Raw genomic sequence first — 21,190 nt, 5'->3', positions numbered from 1 at the left:
TTAGATCAGCGTAATGCCGGGGGTTAGTGTGGCTGGAACAACCAGGCTAGGCGTTTCCAGCGACGCCACCGGGTACGCGCAATAATCCGCCGCGTAATACGCACTGGCGCGATGGTTGCCCGACGCCCCTACCCCACCGAACGGCGCGGTACTGGCGGCGCCGGTCAGCTGTTTGTTCCAGTTGACGATGCCTGCGCGGCTTTCCAGCCAGAACTGCTGGTAGCGTGCCTCAGAATCCGACAACAAACCGGCGGCCAGCCCGTACTGGGTGTTGTTGGCCTCGACAATCGCCGCTTCAAAATCAGCGTAGCGGATCACTTGCAACAGTGGGCCGAACAGTTCTTCGTCTTCGCGTTCGGTCACGGCCGTCACGTCGATGATGCCTGGGGTCAGCAAGGCGGCCTGATCCTGAGGCTGAGTCATTTCCAACAACGCCACGGCGCCGTTGGCCAGCATCAGTTCCTGGGCGTCCATCAAGGCCTTGGCGGCGCCAAGAGAGATCACCGAGCCCATGAACGGCGCCGGTTGCTGGTCAAACGCACCCACTTCAATCGTCGCGCTGACCGCCACCAGGCGCGCCAGCAACGCATCACCCCAGGCGCCTTCCGGCACCAGCAAACGGCGGGCACAGGTGCAACGCTGGCCGGCGGAGATAAACGCCGACTGAATGATGGTGTAGACCGCCGCGTCCACATCGGCCACTTCGTCGACCACCAGCGGGTTATTGCCGCCCATTTCCAGGGCCAGGATCTTGTCCGGGCGCCCGGAGAACTGCTGGTGCAGGTGATTGCCGGTGCGGCTGGAGCCCGTAAAGAACAAACCGTCGATGCCAGGATTGGCCGCCAGCGCGATACCGGTCTCACGCGCGCCTTGCAGCAGGTTCAGCACACCCGCCGGCAACCCCGCGTCGATCCAGCACTGCACGGTCAACTCGGCGACTTTGGGGGTCAGCTCACTCGGTTTGAACAGCACAGTATTGCCCGCCAGCAACGCCGGCACGATATGCCCATTCGGCAAGTGGCCAGGGAAGTTGTACGGACCGAACACCGCAACCACACCGTGAGGTTTGTGACGCAATACGGCGGTGGCGTCGCCCAACGGGCCGCTCTTCTCGCCGGTGCGTTCGCGGTAGCTTTGCACCGAGATCGCGATCTTGTTGGCCATGCTGGTGACTTCGGTGGCCGATTCCCACAGCGGCTTGCCGGTTTCTTCGCCGATGCAACGGGCGATTTCATCGGCGCGGCTTTTCAGGGTGGCGGCGAAGGTTTCCAGCACGCTGATGCGTTCTTCCAGCGGGCGCTTGGCCCACGCAGGGAATGCCTGGCGTGCGGCCTGCACGGCGGATTCGACCTGCTCGGCAGTGGCGCCATTGCCGGCCCACAGTACTTGCTGGGTCACCGGGTTGCGCGATTCGAACAGTTCACCCTGGCCTTCCAACCAGCTACCTGCGATATACAGCGAATTCATTATTTCGACTCCCGGGCAGCGGACAACGGTACGGCACGCACTTGATCGCCGGCGATCAGCTGCAGGCGCTTGGCGGTGAGCGGGTCAACCACCAGGGTGCCTGCCGCCAGCCGCGCTGGGGCGGCGGTGATGCGGCAATCGTCGCGTTTACGGTTATGGATCAGGAACGGGGTGGCGTCGTCGCCGGGCGTGCCGATCGCCAGCACCAGCGCTTCGCTGTCGCGGACCGCGCGGATCTTACTGGTCTCGCATTCCACCGCAGGGCCGGCGTCGAAGATGTCGACATAGCCCTGGTAGCTGAAGCCTTCACTCTTGAGCATGCTCAGCGCAGGTTCGGTGTCCGGGTGGACCTTGCCGATTACGTTGCGTGCGTCTTCCGACAGGAAGCAGCTGTACAGGGGAAACTTCGGCATCAGCTCGGCGATAAACGCTTTGTTGCCCACGCCGGTGAGGTAATCGGCCTGGCTGAACTCCATTTTGAAGAAATGGCGGCCCAGGCTTTCCCAGAACGGCGAACGCCCGGCGTCGTTGGACACACCGCGCATCTCGGCAATGATCTTGTTGCCGAACAGTTGCGGAAATTCAGCGATAAACAGCAAGCGCGCCTTGGCCAGCATGCGGCCGTTGAGGCCGGTGCGGTAATCGGCGTGCAGGAACAACGAGCACAGCTCGGAATTACCGGTAAGGTCATTGGCCAGGAACAGCGTCGGAATCTCGCGGTAGATATTCAGCTCCTGGGAGGCGCTGACAGTCAGGCCGACCCGGAAGTTGTACCAGGGCTCACGCAGGCCAACGGCGCCGGCAATGGCGGAAATGCCCACCACGCGGCCCTCGTCGTTTTCCAGCACGAACAGGTAGTCGGCATCGCCGCGCCCGGCGTCGCCGCGAAAGGTTTTTTCCGCCCAGCCAACCCGGTGGGTCAGGCGCTCTTCGTTGGCCGGCAAGGTGGTGAGACCGGTGCCGGTGCTGCGCGCCAGATCAATCAGGGCCGGTAAATCGCTGCTGCGTACGGGACGAACGATCATGCTATCTCCTCAGACGGGCCGCCTGCTTCAGGCCACCCGCGAAACTCTGCTTTTAAACCGCTACCAAGCGCACGCTCGCGCCTTCGCCGACGCCCAAGGCCTCGGCGGCTGCCAGGTCCAGGGTCACCGGTTTGCCGGGCGCATAGTCCAGCTCCAGCATCACCGCACGGTAATCCTGCAACTGCACGTTGCTCACCAGGTACTGGCGGCCCACACCCTTTACCCTCTCGCCGATCTTTACCGGTACCACGCGGCTCTGGGCAATCGAGCGAATGCCCGAAACCCGTGCGTGCAGCGTCGGGCCACCGTCGAAAATGTCGATGTAATGGTCGGTCTCGAAGCCTTCGCGCATCAGGATGTCGAAGGTGATCTGCGCCCGTGGGTGCACCTGGCCCATCGCTTCCTGGGCTTCGTCCGGCAGCAGCGGCACGTAGATGGGGTAATGCGGCATCAGCTCAGCGAGGAACGTACGGCTTTTCAGCCCGCACAGGCGCTCGGCGGCAGCGTAGTTGAGGTCGAAGAAATTGCGGCCGATGGCGTCCCAGAACGGCGAATCCCCGTTCTCGTCGCTGTAGCCGACGATTTCGGTCACCACCGAGTCAGCAAAACGCTCAGGGTGGCTGGCGACAAACAGCAAACGGCCACGGGAGTTGAGCTCCGACCACAGCGAACCGACCAGCTCCGGCACCACGTAGAAACTGGTGAGCAGGCTGTTGCCGGTGAGGTCATGGCACTGGGAAAGCACGTGGATCTTGTTGTGGATCTTCAACTCGCGGGAGGCGTGCACGAAGGTCTCGTTACGGAAACTGTAGAACGGCTCCGAGTAACCGGCCGAGGCGACGATGGCCGAGCAGCCCGCGAGCTTGCCGGTCTCGGTGTCCTCCAATACGAAGAAATAGCTTTCTTCTCCGTTGAAACTGACCTCGGCCGCGAAGGACGCTTCGCTGGCAGCGATCTTGTCACTCAGGCGTTCCACATCGTCCGGCAAGGAGGTGACACCAATCGGGCTGTCCGCAGCCAGACGCTGTACCTCGCCCAGATCAGCCATTTGCGCGGGGCGCATCACCAGCATGGTGTCACTCCTTAACTCGAAAACTTCATAGAGGGAAAAATGCCGGACACGAGATCTGAGTTCACATACATCTCGATGTGCAAGCAGATCCATGTGGGAGCTGGCTTGCCTGCGATGCAGGCAACTCGGTCTGTCAGTTGCACCGAGGTGATGCTATCGCAGGCAAGCCAGCTCCCACATTTGACTCGGTCCGGCATATAGAATTTTTGCTCGACGCCCGATCGCCAGGCGCCGAGCGGTAGATCAAACTTGCGTCAGTGCTTTTACAGCACGCTCAAAACGGTCCAGGCCTTCGTTGATATCCGCTTCTTCCACCACCAAACTCGGTGCAAAACGCACCACATCCGGGCCAGCTTGCAGGATCATCAGGTTTTCTTTCTCGGCTGCGTTGAACACGTCCTTGGCCTTGCCTTTGAACGCATCGCTCAGCACGCAACCAATCAGCAGGCCCATGCCGCGCACTTGGGTGAAGATGCCGTATTGCTTGCCGATCTGCTCCAGGCGCGCCTTGAACAGGTCGTGCTTGGCGTTCACACCGGCCAGCACTTCAGGGGTGTTGATCACGTCGATCACTGCCTCGGCCACTGCGCACGCCAGCGGGTTGCCGCCGTAGGTGGTGCCGTGGGTGCCGACGACCAGGTGCTTGGCCAGCGCTTCGGTGGTGAGCATCGCTGCGATCGGGAAACCGCCGCCCAGGCTCTTGGCGCTGGTGAGGATGTCCGGCGTCACGCCGTAACGCTGATAGGCGAACAGGTGGCCGCTGCGGCCCATGCCGGTTTGCACTTCGTCGAACACCAGCAATGCGTTGTTCGCGTCGCACAGTTCACGGGCACCTTGCAGGTAAGCCAGTTCGGCCGGCAGTACGCCGCCTTCGCCCTGGATCGGCTCCAGCACTACGGCGCAGGTCTTGTCAGACACGGCGGCTTTCAGCGCAGCCAGGTCGTTGTAAGGCACGTGGGTGATGCCGGTGATTTTAGGCCCGAAGCCATCGGAGTACTTGGACTGGCCACCGACGTTAACGGTGAACAAGGTACGGCCGTGGAAGCTGTTCAGCGCCGCGATGATCTCGTACTTCTCGGTGCCGAAACGGTCGAACGCGACGCGACGGGCCAGCTTGAACGCGGCCTCGTTGGCTTCGGCGCCGGAGTTGCAGAAGAACACCCGCTCGGCAAAGGTGGCGTCGATCAGTTTATGCGCCAGGCGCAGGGCCGGCTCATTGGTGAAGACGTTGGAGACGTGCCACAGCTTGTTGGCCTGTTCGGTCAGAGCCCCGACCAACGCCGGGTGGGCGTGGCCCAATACGTTGACCGCGATGCCGCCGGCAAAGTCGATCAGCTCGCGACCGGCCTGGTCCCACACGCGCGAACCTTCGCCACGTACGGGAATGAAGGCAGCAGGTGCATAGTTGGGAACCATGACCTGGTCGAAATCGGCACGTTGCACCGGGGCTTGCTCAACGGACATCGGAGTCTCCTGAAGAGGAACGCCTGCCTGGAACTGGCGGGCGATGCAGGGATTGTAAGGACAGTTTTCAGTAGGGCCTTGCCGCCAAGCGACAACTTCTTATAGCGCCAACCCGCGATTTTGGCGGGTTTACGCCAATGCGACAAATAGCATCGCAATGGCGCAGTTTAAACTAACTATCTAGAGCAGGCCGGGGGAAACGCACTGATCTACTGATGTGCTTTGTTGCCATTCAGAGTTGCGCCCATGAGCACGCCAACACCCCCTACTGATACCGTTCAGCCCGACAGCCACTATCACCTGCTGCAAACCGCCATTCCCGACTGGCTGGGCAAGGCCTCCAGCGCCAAGCACCAAGCCATGTCCCAAGCCCAACCAAAACCACTGCACACCAGCCCCGCGCTGCTGGGCGAACTCAAACGCCTGAACGCCGCTCACTGGAGCGCGCAAAATACCGTGGATGACGCGCTTAACAATGTGCAGGACCCCAGGACCTACGCACGTGGCATCCTCGAAGAAGCGCTGCTGACGCGCTACGGCCTGCACCTCAACAGCGAAGCCGTCTACCTGCGCCTGTACATTCCCCAGACCATCACGTTGTTTAAGCTACCGTCCGGTGCCGCGCGCACCTGGACCGTGTCATTGCTGGACGCCGCGCTGCACAACTTCGAGCAGGGTGAAACCGTCGAGGGCGCCTACGAGGCGGCATCAACCTTTATCACCCGCCCCACGCCCAGTGGACAGTTCGATACCCTGCCGGCCACGTTGGAAAAAATCAGCATCCGCGCGTTTACCGGCCTGTGCCGCGAACTGGATATCGGCGCGCGTTACAGTCGTTACCTGCGCCTGCAACTGGGTCTGACCGAACCGCTGAGCGCTGCTGTCATCCAGAACAAAGTCGAAACCAGCCAAAAAGCCGCCCTGCGTGCCGCACTGCATTTGGCGAAAATCGGTGCAGATATCAAGGACGACTTTGCGCAACAGGTCGAGGGGTTGTTACAAGGGCGCAGCGACCTGACGCTCGGCAACCTGCCACTGCGTTGCCACGGCTTGACGCTGATGGGTGCGCCGCTGGCCGGCATCCTGCTGCTTGCCCCCAACCTGGAAACCACGCGCACCGTGCAGCGCCTGGTCGCCTATGTGCCGGATGATCCACTGCATCCGCTCAAGGAATACCCATCGGCGCTGGCGTTCAAGCAGGAGCTCACCCGTCAACTGCGTGATGCCAATTACCAGACGTTTTTCAGCCGTTTCGTCTCCCATGAGCACCGCGGGGTGTTTTTCGCAGGCCTGAGCCAGCGCATGGCGCGCATTACCTGGCACCCGCCCGAGCATGGCAGCGGCCAGGCGCCGTGGCGCAAGGAGCCGACCGACGACCCCAAACTACAGTTCGTTGCCACCCCGATTCAGGACGATGCCTGGCAGCACCTCTATCAACAAAAACTCAACCAGATCCTCAACGACGCCCGCTCCCAGGCCGTGTCGACCGCCGAGGCCGATCGCGCAGCGCGGTGGGCGCGCTGGGACTCGTTCGTCAATGTGGCGTCGTCGATCCTCAACGCCGCGCTGCTTATCGTTGCACCGTTCATTCCCGGGCTGGGCGAGCTGATGCTGGCGTACATGGCCTATCAACTGCTCGATGACCTCTTCGAAGGTGTCATCGACTGGGCCGAAGGGCTTGACCAAGAAGCCTTTGGCCACTTGATGAGTGTGCTGCAATCCTTGGTACAGCTGGGTATTTTCGGCCTGGGCGGCCACATTGGCGTCGCCGAGCTGCGCAAAGTTTTGCCTCAGGAAGTGCTGACCTTTATCGATCGCTTCAAGCCCGTCACCCTGGCCAATGGTGCCAAGCGCTATTGGAAACCCGACCTTGCCCCTTATCAACAAGACATCAAACTGCCGCCGAAACTGGGCCATGACCGCCTGGGTCTGCACCAGATGCGCGGCGAGCCCATGCTGGCACTGGAAGACAAGCTGTACAGCGTGCAAAAAACTGCTGGGGACGAAGGCTATGTGATCAAACACCCTACCCGCCCCGACGCCTACGCCCCACGTCTGCAACACAACGGCGCAGGCGCATGGCACAGCGAACTGGACACGCCCTTGCAATGGGACGAACCCACCCTGCTGGGGCGCCTGGGACATGGCGCGCGCGGTCTGGGTGAGGCCGACCGACGCTTGGCCTTGAACCTCAGCAACGTCAAGGAAAACGCCCTGCGCCAGATGCACGTACGGGGTGAGCCGATACCGCCACTGCTGGACGATACCCTTGAGCGGCTGCGCATCGATCGCGACCTGCAAACCCTGATAGACCAGCTCAACAGCGACAACCCTGACGACCATGCCCAGATCGACCCCCAGGACACGCTCCAGTTGCTGACCACCCACGGCAACTGGCCCAAAACCCGTTCCCTGCGCATGCTCAACGCCGAAGGCAGGGCTGCCTGGGAGTTTGGCGACATGCGCATGCCGGTCGTGCAGATCCATGAAACCCAACTGGCCAATGGCGAACTGCTCAAGACCGTACTGCAAGCCCTCAGCCCGGAAGAAATCCGCGCCCAGTTCGACGAAAGCGCCGCTGACCCGCAACTGAGCCTGGATAACCGCGTCAAGCAACTGCGCAAAAAGCTTGGGCGACTCGCCGAACGCAATCGCACCGAGCTGTTCGAGTCGCGTTACGCCCAGCAGCAACTGGGCCAAGGTACGTCGACGCAGCAGTTGGCTCAGGCGGCGCCAGGCTTGCCGGCCAAGGTCGCTGCACACTTGCTGGACCACGCCAGCGCGAATGAACGGTCTGAGCTCGACCATCAACGCACACCACCGCGCCTCGCAGACTTGGCAAGCGCCGCACTGGCCGAACTGCGCCTGAACCGGGCTTACGAGGGTCAACACCTAATCGCATCCCCCAACCTGGACAGCGAAAGACTGGCCCTGAACACGTTGAGAGTCCAACCGGGCTGGTCGCCAAATATGCGCATTGAAGCCCGACACCTGACCGCCGACGGGGAGAAATGGCTGCACATCGGCTCGGATGATGCGCCGCTCTTACGCACGCTGGTGCGCACCGCCGACGGACGCTATGTCCCTCACGACGAAAAAGGCCCGCTGTTTGGCGAAACCGACCTATATACCGCGACGCTCAACGCCCTGCCCGACGCACAACGAAACGCCCTAGGGTTCCACGTCAATCAAGGCCCGGCGCTGCAACAACGCCTGCGGCAACACCCACTGCCCCGCGACGAACTGCGAAAAGCCCTGAATCCTGAGGTGATCCGCCCACCGAGTCGGGAAACACTGCACGCACTGGGAATGGATGCGGGCTACCGCGTTCAGGCAGGGCCAGCAGCGTTACCGTTGACCTTGGAGCAACGCGCACGGGCACTGTACCCGGCATTCGACGCGCGACAAATCAACGACGTGCTCAACTATCTGCGCAGCCAACCGGAAGGCGCTGCTAACGGCCTTGCGGCACTGGCAGAGGAGTACCGCCAACTGGACAGTGACCTGCGTACCTGGCGGCGACACGTCATCGACGTCCACCCCGACACTGGGCAGCCTTTAACCGCGCCCGAACGCAGCAACGAGCGCCAGAACCGGCGCATGATCGCCCAAGCGTTGCGACGCTGCTGGCGACGCGAAACCGAAGTCGACGACTACTTCGACGACCCCTCCGTTGATGGCCACAGCCTGCGACTGGAGTACCCGATCCTCGGCGCGCTGCCGGAACTGACGGCCAACTTCAACCACGTGTCGCTGCTAACACTGAGCGGACACCCCCACACCCCTGGCGCCAGCGCGTTTGTGCAAGGCTTCCGGCAACTGCGTCACCTTTCGGTCAGGGGCTTTAACCTCGGTACCGTTCCAGACTCCATTTTTACCCTGCCACGCTTGAATTCCCTAAGCTTGAGCAATTGCCAGATACGCCTGGACCCGGCCAGCCAGGCCCGGATCGCATCGCTGCGCCGCTTGCAGACGCTGGAACTGGCTAACAACCCTCTGGGCCTGGCACCCAGTATCGAAAACATGCCCGATCTGATTCACTTCGACTTCTCGAACACCGGTATCGCGCAGTTACCCGCCGGAGCCCTGAGTCGCGCCGAGCTACAAGTGGCGCTGCTCAACGACAACCGAATCCAGACGCTGCCACCTGGCTTTTTTGAGATCACCCCGCAGAAAGCCAATACGTTCTTCCTGAGCGACAACCCGTTGTCGCTGCCCACGCTGGAACAGGTCAAGAACTACTACCAACGCCACGGCATTGATTTCGGAGCCGACGCACCGACCGCGCAGGTGCACGAGGCACATAGACTGTACCCAAGCCTGACAGAAACAGAGCTCAACCGATTGATCTACAACCTGCCGGGCACACTCGAAGCCGGCCGTATCGAACTGGCGCGCAGGGCTGCTGAGCTGGAAACACTGCAAGGGCAACTCAGCCAGTGGGAACAGACACCCGGCACTGCCCCACAAGAGGTTGAACGCAGAATCGCGCTGCGCCGGTTGCTGGAAAGCAGTTGGCGACGCGAATTGACCACCGGCAGCCAACAACGGCACTCGCTGATCATTCCCCGCAACCTGGCTGGCGAACTCCCCACTTTGGACGCTTCGTTCACGCACATTACCTCGCTGATGATCCGGGGCAACGACGTATTCATCAACGTCGAAAGCTTCCTCGACCGCTTTCCCGAACTGCGGTCGATCAGTCTTTATCGAGCGAGACTTGGCGATATCCCATCCGCGATTTTTGCGCACCTCAAACTCGAACTCTTGGATCTGGAAAACTGCTCAGTCCACCTGACGCAAACCAGCCGCGCGAACCTGGAACGCATGACCCAACTCAACTACTTGAACCTGAGCAACAACCCATTGGGCGAGACAGCGGACTTCAGTCAACTGACCCACCTGACTACCCTGCGTTTAAGGGACACCGGGCTTTCAGCCGTGCCCCTCAGCCTGTTGACGGAAACACCACGCGCCCTCATTGATCTGGGCGGGAACAGCATCACTGAACTGCCCCCCGAGCTTTTCGCGCTACCCAGCCACGTCAGCCAAGCAATCGACCTGTCTGCCAACCCACTGACGCGCCAAGCCCTTGAGCAGGTCAAAACCCACTGCCAGCGTACTGACGTGTTTTTTAATATCCAGACACCCGCCATACAACGAGGCCGCGCTAAAACGCTCTACCCCAAAAAACAGGAAAAAGACCTGAACAGATTGATTTTTGGACTGCCCGGCGACCTGGACGGCATCGATAACGCACTGATGGCACTTGAGGCGGACTACCATCAACTGGTCGCGGACCTCCAGCATTGGACTGAGGATATTCCTGAGCAGCATCCACTGGTTGGCGGCGTACTGGGTGACAGTCTGCGCGTCGAAGAAGAGCTCAATCGCCTGCGCCTGAAGCGTCAGCTTGAAAAGGCGTGGCGCCGCGAGACCCCGGAAGACACAGAAAGCCTGGAGGATCGTTTTTCTCACGCCGTAGTACTCGACGTGTCGATCATCGGCGCAATGCCAGTCTTGAGGGCAGGTTTCGAACATGTGACATCGCTCGAAATCAAAGGCGCATTCACCGTCACGGATGTGAATGGCACGCTTACCCGCTTCGGCGCCCTCCAGACCTTGATCGTCAGCCATTGCACGCTCGGTAAGTTGCCATCTGCGATTTTCAGCATGCCCCACCTGAACACGCTGGACCTGTCGCACTGCGAGATCAGCCTGACGACGACCGCGGCCCGGGCAATGGGTGACCTGCACAGCCTTGAGTATCTGCGCTTAGCCAACAACCCACTCAATAACGCGCCGGACGTCACCCACCTGCAACAGTTGAGCTCACTGCACTTACCGCACACGGAAATAAGCGAAGTGCCCGCCGGTGTGTTTCAACTACCCCTGCTGCAAAACCTCGACCTGAGCAGTAACTCCATTACGAAGATCCCAGCGCAACTGATGGAAATGCTGCAGGTGTTCGACGCGGACTCGGATTTGAGTGGCAACTCCTGGTCGCCAAAGAGCATGAGGCGCTTGCGCGCGTACTACCAACAGACAGGGATCGATTTCCAAATCCAAGACGTGACCGTGGATGAACACGGTGCCCCATTGGTCACGGAAGACGACGCCATGGATGAGGAGTAACGGCTAACCGCGCTCGGACGGCACTGAAGACAGCTCGAACGGGCTGCTGCTGCGCCGCTGGTTGCGGTCTTCACGCGGTGTGGCGCCAAAGAAGTTGCGGTAGGCGCTGGAGAAGTGCGGCCCCGAGGAGAAGCCGCACGACAGGCCGATCTGAATGATCGACTTGCTGGTTTGCATGAGCATCTGACGCGCCTTGTTCAGGCGCAATTCCAGGTAGTACTGGCTGGGGACGCGGTTGAGGTATTGCTTGAAGATGCGTTCGAGTTGTCGTCGCGATACACAGACGTGCTGGGCGATTTCATCGGTGGTCAGCGGTTCCTCGATATTGGCCTCCATCAACAAAACCGCCTGGGTCAGCTTCGGATGGCTGGAACCCAGGCGGTTTTGCAGTGGAATGCGCTGGCGCTCGCCGCCTTCGCGAATGCGCTCCACCACCAGTTCTTCGGAGACTGCACCGGCCAGTTCGGCGCCGTGATCACGGGCGAGTACTGCCAGCAGCAGATCGAGCACAGACATGCCACCGCAGGCGGTGAGGCGGTCGCGGTCCCAGTCGAACAGATGGCTGGTGGCGATGACCTTGGGGAAACGCTCGGCGAAATCGTCCTGCCAGCGCCAGTGCACGGCGGCGCGGTAACCGTCGAGCAGGCCGAGCTGGGCCAGCGGGTACACACCCGCTGACAAGCCGCCAATCACGCAACCGGCGCGCACCAGCTGCTTGAGCGCGGTGCTCAGTTGCGAGGCGATGATGGTCGGCGGTTCGTCCGCCAGCAGGAACAGTTTCTGGAAGCCCTCAAGCTTACCGGCCCACGGCTCGCCCGGCAGTTGCCACGCGCCTTCGGCCGCCGGTTCCGCGAGCAAAAACGACAGCTCGTAGACCACGTCCGGATGCACCCGCTGAGCAACGCGCAAGGCCTCCTCAGCCAGCGCAAGCGTCAGGGCTTTTGTGCTGGGCCAAATCAGGAAACCAATTTTATGGGCGGTCATGGAGGGCTATCCGAAACGAAGAACGGTAATGAAGACAAGGGCTAATGCTAGCCCGTAAACCAACGCAAATCTCTAAAGCTGATGAAGATCCAAATGTGGGAGCGGGCCAACCCGAAGACTGCCGAGCATGCACTACTTCAGTGCACAAAAGCAGCCTTGATTATTTCAAGCTGCCTGACAAGAACTGCTGCAGACGCTCCGACTGCGGGTTCACCAGCACCTCACGCGGGTTGCCACGTTCTTCAACGATACCTTTGTGCAAGAACACCAGTTGGTTCGACACTTCACGGGCAAAGCCCATTTCGTGGGTCACCACCACCATGGTGCGGCCTTCCTGGGCCAGGTCCTGCATCACCTTGAGCACTTCGCCGACCAGTTCAGGGTCGAGCGCAGAGGTGGGTTCATCGAACAGCATCACCTCCGGCTCCATCGCCAGGGCACGGGCGATTGCCACGCGCTGCTGCTCACCGCCGGACATATGGCCGGGGAACGCATCCTTACGATGGCCCACCCCAACTTTGGCCAGGTAGTGCTCGGCCTTTTCACGGGCTTCTTTTTTCGACATGCCCAGCACGTGCACCGGCGCTTCCATGACGTTTTCCAGCGCGGTCATGTGCGACCACAGGTTGAAATGCTGGAACACCATGGACAGGCGCGAACGCATGCGTTGCAACTGCTTAGGGTCGGCGGCCTTCATGGCGCCGTCTTTGTTGGCCACCAGTTTCAGCTCTTCGTTGTTGAGCAGAATCTTGCCGGCGTGAGGCTGCTCGAGCAGGTTGATGCAGCGCAAAAAGGTACTTTTTCCCGAACCACTGGAACCAATGATGCTGATTACATCACCGGCCGCGGCGGCCAGGGACACGCCTTTGAGCACTTCATGACTGCCATAGCGTTTATGCAGGTCTTGGACTTCAAGTTTGTACATGCGGTCGGTTCTCACAAAAACAGGTGGTCAGTCGTTGAGCAAGCGCCCGTGACGCAGCGCTTCGCGCCCCGCCACCTTGGCCAGCCAGAAACCCGCTTGGGCATAACGGAGCCGTTCAACGGCAAACAACACCCCCGAGGTGCCCGCGCAAACGGTGCTCACGCGGTCGTCCAGGGGGTCAATCACTTCAAAAATCGGCTCGCCTTTCTCGATCCACTCACCGGCTTTACGCAGGTAGCTGATCACCCCGGCGTGGGGGGCGAACAGCAGCTCGGTGCCTTCAAAGGGCATGCCTTCGCACGGTGCGTGTTGCGCAGCCGGCCATTCACCCTTGATCAGGCCTTGCTCGGCGAGAAACGCGAGAATGCCTTCCGCGTGGAAGATCGCCTCGTCACGACCAGTGTCGGCCTGGCCGCCCAGTTCCAGGGTCGTCGCCAGGCAGGCCAACGGGATCTGTGCTTCGGGGAACGCCTGGGACAAGCGCAGCCACGGCAGCGAGCAGGCTTCATCAAACGAGCTGCCGCCGGAATCTTCCGCCAGCAGGCCGACCTTCACACCCAAATGCGCCGACAGCGAGCGCCACTGCGGCCAGTGCTGCGGCAGCGCATACATGTGCAGTGCGGCTTCAGCGTCGCAATGCAGGTCGAGCACTACATCGGCGGTGCAGGCGTGGCTCAGCAGGATGCGTTGCATGCCTTGCAGCTGGCTGCTCGGCTCGGGCAACGCGCTGAGCGCATCGGTCATCGCCTGGCGGATCATATGCACATTGGCGTGAGGATCATCGCCCAACTTGCCGTCCAGCAACGCAGCAACCGGCTCGCTCAACTCGACGAAATCGCGGTTGAAGTTCTTGCCGCTGCCCACTTCGAAACGGCCCTGGTGACTGCCTTGCAGCAACTGGCCCAAGCCCATCGGGTTGGCTACCGGCACCAGCTCGATCACGCCATTGAGCGCACCTTGCTGTTCCAACTCGGCCAGGCGCTTTTTCAGCTCCCACGCAGCGCGCATGCCGGGCAATTCATCGGCGTGCAGGCTCGCTTGGATATACGCCTTGCGCTCGCCCTTGCCAAAGCGGAACACGCTCAGTTGGCGCTCGCACCCCAGGTGGCCCCAGGGCAACAGGTGATCGATACGTTCCATATCAGTGCTTCCGCGGAGCCAGGTAGCTGAGCCAGCGGCGCTCGGCCAACTTGAACAGCCGCACCAGGATAAAGGTGAGGCACAGGTAGAACACGCCTGCGGTGATATAGGCTTCGAACGGCAGGTAGAACTGCGCGTTCACCGTGCGCGCGGCACCGGTGATGTCGATCAGGGTGACGATGGAGGCCAGGCTGGTGGTCTGCAACATCATGATTACTTCGTTGCTGTACTGCGGCAGCGCGCGGCGCAGCGCCGACGGCAGCAGGATGCGGCGATACAGCTTGTAGCGCGACATACCCATGGCCTTGGCCGCTTCGATCTCGCCGTTGGGCGTGGCCTTGAGGCTACCGGCAATGATCTCGGCGGTGTAGGCGCTGGTGTTGATCGCAAACGCCAGGCACGCACAGAACGTGGCGCTGGACAGCAGCGGCCACACGAAACTCTCGCGCACCGCCTCGAACTGGGCCAGGCCGTAGTAGATCAAGAACAGCTGCACCAGCATCGGCGTGCCGCGGATCACGTAGGTGTAGAGCCAGGCCGCGCCATTGACGATCGGCTGCTTGGACACACGCATCAAGCCCAAGGGCAAGGCGGCGAGCAGGCCGAAGAACAGCGAGATGGCGAGCAGTTTCAGAGTGATCAGCAGGCCGCCGAAGTACAGCGGCATGGCTTCCCAGATGACGTTGTAGTCGAAGATCATAGATCAGCCGCCCTTACGCCTACCGAGTAGCGTTTCTCAAGATAACGCAAGGCCAGCAACGACACGCTGGTGATCACCAGGTACATCGCCGCCACTGCGAGGAAGAAGGTAAAAGGCTCGCGGGTGGCATCTGCCGCCTGCTTGGCCTTGAACATCATGTCTTGCAGGCCCACCACCGAAATCAGCGCGGTGGCCTTGGTGAGGACCAGCCAGTTGTTGGTAAACCCAGGGATAGCCAGCCGAATCATCTGCGGCACCATCACCCGGAAGAACACCTGAAAACTGCTCATGCCATACGCAAGGCCGGCTTCGGCCTGGCCCTTGGGAATGGCCATGAAGGCGCCACGAAACGTTTCCGAGAGGTAGGCGCCAAAGATGAAACCCAGGGTGCCGATGCCGGCGGCCAAGGGGTTCAAGTCGATATAGTCGTCATAGCCAAGCATCGGCGCGACGCGGTTAAGCAAGTCCTGACCGCCGTAGAAAATCAGCAGGATCAGCACCAGGTCGGGGATCCCGCGGATCACCGTGGAGTACAAGTCACCCAGCCAAGCCAACCAGCGCACCGGCGACAGGCGTAATGCGACCCCGATCAGACCCAGAACAATGGCCAAGGCCATGGACGACAAGGCGAGCTGAAGCGTCAACCATGCGCCATCGAGGATGACGGCCCCGTAGCCTTTCAACATGATTCAGGTCCTCGAAAAGGGGATGAAAAAATGGCGCAAACCTCAGGAACTCTGTTGCTTGCGCCATTTAGGACAGACAGCTACGACGGTTTACTTGGCTTCAGCGCCGTAAATATCGAAGTCGAAGTACTTTTTCTCGATTTCTTTGTACTTGCCATTGGCACGGATCGCGGCAATCGCTGCGTTGATGCGGTCCAGGTTTTCCTTGTCGCCTTTACGTACCGCAATGCCTACGCCGTCGCCGAAGTATTTGACGTCGGTGAAGGCCGGGCCGGTGAACGCGTAGCCTTTGCCGGCTGGGGTATCGAGGAAACCTTCCTGCAGCAGGGTAGCGTCAGCCACGGTGCCGTCGAGGCGACCGGCTTCCACGTCCAGGTAGATTTCGTTCTGCGAGCTGTAAGGCACAACCGTGGCGCCTTTAGGGGCCAGGACTTCCTTGGCAAAACGGTCATGGATCGAACCGCGCTGCACGCCGATTTTCTTGCCTTTCAGTTCATCCAGACTGTCGCTGACCGCAGTGCCTTCCTTCAACACCAGGCGCGCGGGGGTCAGGTAGTAGCGGTTGGTGAAGTCCACGGACTTCTTGCGGTCTTCAGTGATGGACATGGACGACAGGATCGCGTCGATCTTGCGCACTTTCAGCGCGGGGATCAGGCCGTCGAATTCTTGCTCGACCCAGGTGCACTTGACCTTCATCTCTTCGCACAGCGCGTTGCCGATGTCGTAGTCAAAGCCGACGATGCTGCCATCGGGAGCTTTAGAGGCAAACGGAGGGTAAGCCGCTTCGATACCAATTTTCAGCGGCTTGCCTTCAGCGAAAGCCTGCATGGACAGCACGGACAGCGCCAGGGCGCCCAACAGCACGAGTTTCTTCATCTTGGGACTCCATCGGTATAGGGCAAAAACAGCAGTATGAGCCATGGCCCACGATGCGACTTAAAGGAAACCGAATTGCGGTGCTACGTCCTACGCCAGTTAAGCCTGCGACGACGAGCGAGTGATCGGCATTCTAACGACAGGCTGGAAGCCGATATTTCCTCAATGCGACAACAATTTACAGAAGCACCGAGAAAGCCGTTCCAACTCATTGACAGCCTCTGTATTTTATGCAGAGACAAAAGACATTAAACCTGTAGACACTGCAAGTTGCGGGCCTATTATTCGCAAACCCTTCTAGCACGGCAAGTGTGGCGTTTAATCTAATTTGTTGGGGTGTCTGGAATGCGGCTTTTGCGGGCGGGGACGTAGCACTTTGCCTCATGTTTGGGCGTGAGGTTACACATTTGCGTTCGACGGTAACATTCAGAAACCTCCTACGTGAGAAACCGATATTTATTGGCTTGGATGGAATGAAGATCTGTCAGACACCATAAGGCCTGCTTTGAAATGCCGTCAAAAGGTGGGCGCTGGCTTGCCTGCTCCCACCTTTGATCTTCATTGTTTTCGGGATCCCACAAAAAAGCCCCACCCGGCTCACACCGAATAGGGCTCTGTCCCATCAAACCGCCTTACGCGACGTTCATGGTCTTGTGCGTTTCAATCAAATGCGCCACTACACCCGGGTCTGCCAGGGTAGAAATATCCCCCAACCCGTCATACTCAGCCGTGGCGATCTTGCGCAAGATGCGACGCATGATTTTGCCCGACCGCGTCTTCGGCAACCCGGGTGCCCACTGGATCACATCCGGCGAAGCAATCGGCCCGATCTCTTTGCGCACCCAGTTTTTCAGCTCCAGGCGCAGCGCTTCGTTCGGCTCTTCGCCATTTTTGAGCGTGACATAGACATAGATGCCCTGGCCCTTGATGTCGTGCGGCACACCCACCACCGCCGCTTCGGCGACTTTCGGGTGGGCAACCATGGCACTTTCAATCTCGGCGGTGCCCATGCGGTGGCCGGACACGTTCAACACGTCGTCCACGCGGCCGGTGATCCAGTAGTAACCGTCCTCGTCACGGCGCGCACCGTCGCCGGTGAAGTACATGCCACGGAAAGTCTTGAAGTAGGTATCAACGAAACGGTCATGGTCGCCGTACAGCGTCCGCGCCTGGCCTGGCCACGAATCGAGGATCACCAGATTGCCTTCGGCAGCCCCTTCAATCAGGTTGCCCAGGTTATCCACCAACGCCGGCACCACACCGAAGAATGGCCGCGCGGCCGAACCCGGCTTGAGCGCGTGAGCGCCCGGCAGTGGGCTCATCATGTTGCCGCCGGTTTCGGTCTGCCACCAAGTGTCGACAATCGGGCAACGGGATTGGCCGACGTTCTTGTAGTACCAATCCCAGGCTTCCGGGTTGATCGGCTCGCCCACCGACCCCAATAAACGCAGGCTGCTGCCATCGGCGCCTTCACAGGCAGCGGTGCCCGAAGCCATCATCGCGCGGATCGCGGTCGGTGCGGTGTAGAGGATGTTGACCTTGTGCTTGTCGACGATCTTCGCCACCCGGGTGATGTCCGGATAGTTCGGCACGCCTTCGAACAGCAGCGTGGTTGCGCCATTGGCCAGCGGGCCGTAGACAATGTAGGTGTGGCCAGTGACCCAGCCGACGTCGGCGGTGCACCAGTAGATCTCGCCTGGGCGGTAGTCGAAAACGCGCTCATGGGTCAGGGCCGCGTACAGCAGGTAGCCACCGGTGGTGTGCTGCACGCCTTTGGGCTTGCCGGTTGAACCGGAGGTATAAAGGATGAACAGGGCTTCTTCAGCGCCCATCTCTTTGGGTGCGCACACAGTGCCGGCCACTTTCATCAGGTCTTCGTACCAGATGTCGCGATGCTGGTTCCACTTGATCTGGCCATTGGTGCGTTTGCACACGATGACTTTCTGGATGCTGCTGGTTTCCGGGTTGGTCAGGGCGTCGTCAACGTTGGCCTTCAGCGGAATTTTCTTACCGGCGCGAATGCCTTCATCGGCGGTAATCACCACCTTCGACTTACAGTCGATAATACGACCGGCCAGGGCCTCCGGCGAAAAACCGCCAAACACCACCGAGTGAATCGCACCGATGCGGGTACACGCCAGCATGGCGACCACGGCTTCGGGGATCATCGGCATATAGATCGTCACTACATCGCCGCGGTGCACATCCTGGCCGCGCAGGGCGTTGGCGAACTTGCAGACTTGTTCATGCAGCTCGCGGTAGGTAATGGTGCGGCTCTCGGCTGGGTCATCGCCCTCCCAGATGATCGCCGCTTGGTCGCCACGCTCAGCGAGGTGACGGTCCAGGCAGTTGTAGGAAACGTTCAGCGTGCCATCGGCGAACCACTTGATGTCGACATGGTGATCGTCGAAAGAGGTCTGCTTCACCGTGGTGAAAGGCTTGATCCAGTCAAGACGCTTGGCTTGCTCGCGCCAGAAACCATCGGGGTTGACCACCGACTGCTGGTACATGGCCTTGTAGGTTGCCTCGTCAGTCAGCGTGTTGGCCGCTACTTCGGGGCGAACGGGGTACAGGGAAGCCGCACTCATCTTTCTTACCTCGGTGACATAGTTGTTTTTGTATGGCCCTGTTGTAGCCGGGGCTGGCCTATAGAACCATTCGACGATGGTAGTAACAAGCCCCTACAAATTACCCTGACATCCCCGTTCGCGCCTCTAGCCCGCGGGCTGCGGCGCTTGGCGGCTGTGTGAAAAAAGCTTTACCACGGGATTGTTACAAAAACCGCCAAAAGTGTTTATCAAAAGTGCGGGTATATGAATATAACCCACACGCCTAGAATCACTTCCGCCAACAAAGGCACCGCGATTGACAACGCAACAGCCCCCACGAAGGCAACGTTAATCCGAACTCACCAATCCTAAGTGACACACGTGGCCTCACAAGGGCCCCGTGCCCCCTTTCGCCCTGAAGAAGGTAAGTAAAGAAATGAAAGCTTTATTAGTTATGGCCTTGAGCAGCTTGTGCGTCACCGCCGCCCTGGCCGACGAGGCCCCGACTGAGCTGGCTGGCCAGAACCCGCCGATTGTTGAGGACTACACTTACAGCACCCACCTGGACGTCGCCAAAGTATTGTCGATGAGCAATGTCCCGGAAGTTTGCGAAGTTGTACCGGTGAAGATGGAATATGAAGACTCGCACGGTCAGCGTCATATTCTTAATTACCACGTGATGGGCAATGGTTGCTCTAACGGGTAATAACTTATTAAGACAGGTTTAACCCCGGATCTTGGCCGCCGCAAGAAATCGTTCTTGCGGCCAAGGACCCGCCCTTGGCACACCTAGATCCAACGGTGTGCGGGCTTGCTCGCGAAGACCGTACAGACGACTCCACAGCTCTAAATCTATTCCCCTCCCCTAATGAACCCAGTCCTCATACGACAATCCTGCAACCCGACTGAATTCCCGAACGTTGTTAGTCACCAACGTACACCCCGCCGCAATCGCATGCCCTGCGATAGCTGTGTCATTTTGACCAATGATCAGCCCTGTCTCAGTAAGGCTTCGCTTCACCTCGACCGTCGCACCCACGGCTGCCGGCCCCCAAGGCAGTACTTCATCAAGCCGCTTTACAAACTCATCAACCAATGTCTTGTGCTGGGGAGAGGCCTTCTTACCAATCTGCCCGTACCGCATTTCGGCATAGGTAATTGCCGAGATAACAATTCGATTACTCCTCGCCACCTCCGCCGCCAACCGCTCCAATACACACTCGGGCCGCTCACGCATGATGAACGAGCAAATGCAGGTATCCAGCATGTATGTCGTCACAGATTGAACCTGCCTTCATCGCCAACGACGTCCTGACGCTCTTGGAGAAAATCCTCGTCCGCCTTAGGCAAATCACTCAGAGACCCCCAGCTAGGCCGGACGGGGCGCAGCGTAATCGTGTCGCCATTGCGAGTAATTTCGAGCTCACCGACGCCCTCATAAGCCATATCGTTTGGAAACCGAATAGCTTGGTTCTTTCCGTTTTTAAAAATTGAGACTGTGCGCATGATTAGAACGCCTACCTATGCATGACATTTGCAATGTAAGGACCCAAACAGACATATGCAAGGCATAGGGCGCTTTGCCGACGATCGGAAGCCTCCCGCATTCACGAAAAAAATCCTGAAGTCGCAACCCCTTGCAAACCAAGACCCTGGCCGTAACGACGTTCATTTTGCTCTCCCTCCGAGACTATCCGTCCCAACACAAACCCATTTTTTTCCCCTACAATGCGCGGGTAAATCGGGCCTGCAATATCCCTTTACACAGGGACGAAGAGCCAGACCTGAGGCCTCCGCAGGAGCAAGCACGCACCGCTCCGCACCTCAAGCCTCACGCAGAGTACCCGTAACCCTATTCCGTTTAATGCCTGCGCTAGCTGCTGCAACAAACGATTCCTTAAGATCCACCGCGGCCTCTGGGCCGTGTGAACACCCAACCATCCGGTTTCACACGGGCACCTTTGAGCCCTCACGCAGGAGACGACACGTCATGCTGAGCTGGGACGAATTCGACAAAGAAGAAGAAGGCGAAGTAGCCACCAAAGGCGCCAACGCCGGCCACGCCACCGAAGCCAACATGGACCGCCTCGACGGTGCCGGCGCTGCCGCCGCCATCGAAGCCCGCGCCGTCACCGCCAATGACTCCGCCGCCATCGTGCGCGCCAAG

Annotated in this window: 15 protein-coding genes and 1 pseudogene; 3 read left to right on the top strand and 13 right to left on the bottom strand. The window is 59.9% G+C overall.

Annotated elements, in window-relative coordinates:
- The 4 genes from astD to AACY44_RS26140 form a co-directional block, all read right to left on the bottom strand.
- On the bottom strand, positions 1-1,470 hold the full coding sequence (gene astD / locus AACY44_RS26155) for a succinylglutamate-semialdehyde dehydrogenase (RefSeq protein ID WP_339420790.1): 1,470 nt from the start codon (positions 1,468-1,470) through the stop codon (positions 1-3).
- Positions 1,467-2,492, bottom strand: coding sequence for an arginine N-succinyltransferase (gene astA, locus AACY44_RS26150; protein WP_065874005.1), 1,026 nt, complete (start codon positions 2,490-2,492; stop codon positions 1,467-1,469). The genes astD and astA overlap by 4 nt, the downstream gene beginning before the upstream one ends.
- Positions 2,493-2,544: 52 nt before the next feature.
- Positions 2,545-3,564 carry an arginine/ornithine succinyltransferase subunit alpha gene (gene aruF, locus AACY44_RS26145; protein WP_339420768.1) on the bottom strand — a complete coding sequence of 340 codons (1,020 nt, stop codon included), beginning with the start codon at positions 3,562-3,564 and terminating at the stop codon, positions 2,545-2,547.
- Between the two features lie 243 nt (positions 3,565-3,807).
- The gene (locus AACY44_RS26140) at positions 3,808-5,028 is read right to left on the bottom strand and encodes an aspartate aminotransferase family protein (protein ID WP_339457276.1); all 1,221 of its coding nucleotides are present in this window, start codon (positions 5,026-5,028) and stop codon (positions 3,808-3,810) included.
- Between the two features lie 246 nt (positions 5,029-5,274).
- Between AACY44_RS26140 and AACY44_RS26135 the strand changes: the two genes are divergently transcribed.
- The gene (locus AACY44_RS26135) at positions 5,275-11,163 is read left to right on the top strand and encodes a dermonecrotic toxin domain-containing protein (protein ID WP_339531365.1); all 5,889 of its coding nucleotides are present in this window, start codon (positions 5,275-5,277) and stop codon (positions 11,161-11,163) included.
- 3 nt (positions 11,164-11,166) lie between these two features.
- On the opposite strand, the gene argR is transcribed toward AACY44_RS26135, so the two are convergent.
- From argR to acs, 7 genes are all read right to left on the bottom strand, one after another.
- Positions 11,167-12,147 carry a transcriptional regulator ArgR gene (gene argR / locus AACY44_RS26130; RefSeq protein WP_339420771.1) on the bottom strand — a complete coding sequence of 327 codons (981 nt, stop codon included), beginning with the start codon at positions 12,145-12,147 and terminating at the stop codon, positions 11,167-11,169.
- Between the two features lie 160 nt (positions 12,148-12,307).
- Positions 12,308-13,072 (bottom strand): ABC transporter ATP-binding protein, encoded by a 765-nt coding sequence (locus tag AACY44_RS26125; RefSeq protein ID WP_005790637.1) that lies wholly within the window; start codon positions 13,070-13,072, stop codon positions 12,308-12,310.
- A gap of 27 nt (positions 13,073-13,099) precedes the next feature.
- Positions 13,100-14,212, bottom strand: a complete 1,113-nt coding sequence (locus tag AACY44_RS26120) for a succinylglutamate desuccinylase/aspartoacylase family protein (protein WP_339420774.1) — start codon at positions 14,210-14,212, stop codon at positions 13,100-13,102.
- A gap of 1 nt (position 14,213) precedes the next feature.
- The gene (locus tag AACY44_RS26115; RefSeq protein ID WP_339420776.1) at positions 14,214-14,912 is read right to left on the bottom strand and encodes an ABC transporter permease; all 699 of its coding nucleotides are present in this window, start codon (positions 14,910-14,912) and stop codon (positions 14,214-14,216) included.
- Complete coding sequence (locus AACY44_RS26110) at positions 14,909-15,598, bottom strand: ABC transporter permease (protein WP_032886746.1); 690 nt, start codon at positions 15,596-15,598, stop codon at positions 14,909-14,911. Before AACY44_RS26110 ends, AACY44_RS26115 begins: the two co-directional genes overlap by 4 nt.
- A 90-nt stretch (positions 15,599-15,688) precedes the next feature.
- Positions 15,689-16,474 carry an ABC transporter substrate-binding protein gene (locus AACY44_RS26105; protein ID WP_339420778.1) on the bottom strand — a complete coding sequence of 262 codons (786 nt, stop codon included), beginning with the start codon at positions 16,472-16,474 and terminating at the stop codon, positions 15,689-15,691.
- 632 nt (positions 16,475-17,106) lie between these two features.
- Positions 17,107-19,062, bottom strand: coding sequence for an acetate--CoA ligase (gene acs / locus AACY44_RS26100; protein ID WP_339420780.1), 1,956 nt, complete (start codon positions 19,060-19,062; stop codon positions 17,107-17,109).
- Positions 19,063-19,459: 397 nt separating this feature from the next.
- On the opposite strand from acs, the gene AACY44_RS26095 reads away from it, so the two are divergent.
- The gene (locus AACY44_RS26095) at positions 19,460-19,729 is read left to right on the top strand and encodes a DUF2790 domain-containing protein (protein WP_339420782.1); all 270 of its coding nucleotides are present in this window, start codon (positions 19,460-19,462) and stop codon (positions 19,727-19,729) included.
- 159 nt (positions 19,730-19,888) lie between these two features.
- Here AACY44_RS26095 and AACY44_RS26090 read toward each other — a convergent pair whose 3' ends face one another.
- Both AACY44_RS26090 and vapB read right to left on the bottom strand, forming a co-directional pair.
- Positions 19,889-20,302: a type II toxin-antitoxin system VapC family toxin gene (locus AACY44_RS26090; protein WP_339531363.1), complete on the bottom strand. Its 414-nt coding sequence runs from the start codon at positions 20,300-20,302 to the stop codon at positions 19,889-19,891.
- Positions 20,299-20,529, bottom strand: a complete 231-nt coding sequence (vapB, locus tag AACY44_RS26085) for a type II toxin-antitoxin system VapB family antitoxin (protein WP_339420786.1) — start codon at positions 20,527-20,529, stop codon at positions 20,299-20,301. Before vapB ends, AACY44_RS26090 begins: the two co-directional genes overlap by 4 nt.
- Before the next feature lie 484 nt (positions 20,530-21,013).
- Between vapB and AACY44_RS26080 the strand changes: the two are divergent.
- Positions 21,014-21,190 (top strand): annotated as a pseudogene (locus tag AACY44_RS26080) (ribonucleotide-diphosphate reductase subunit beta); the annotation flags it as partial.

Source organism: Pseudomonas sp. RA_15y_Pfl1_P11, from assembly GCF_963970975.1.
In the GTDB taxonomy this organism is placed as follows: domain Bacteria; phylum Pseudomonadota; class Gammaproteobacteria; order Pseudomonadales; family Pseudomonadaceae; genus Aquipseudomonas; species Aquipseudomonas tritici.
The sequence above is the reverse complement of the archived record's forward strand: the minus strand, read 5'-3'. Positions and strand labels throughout refer to the sequence as shown.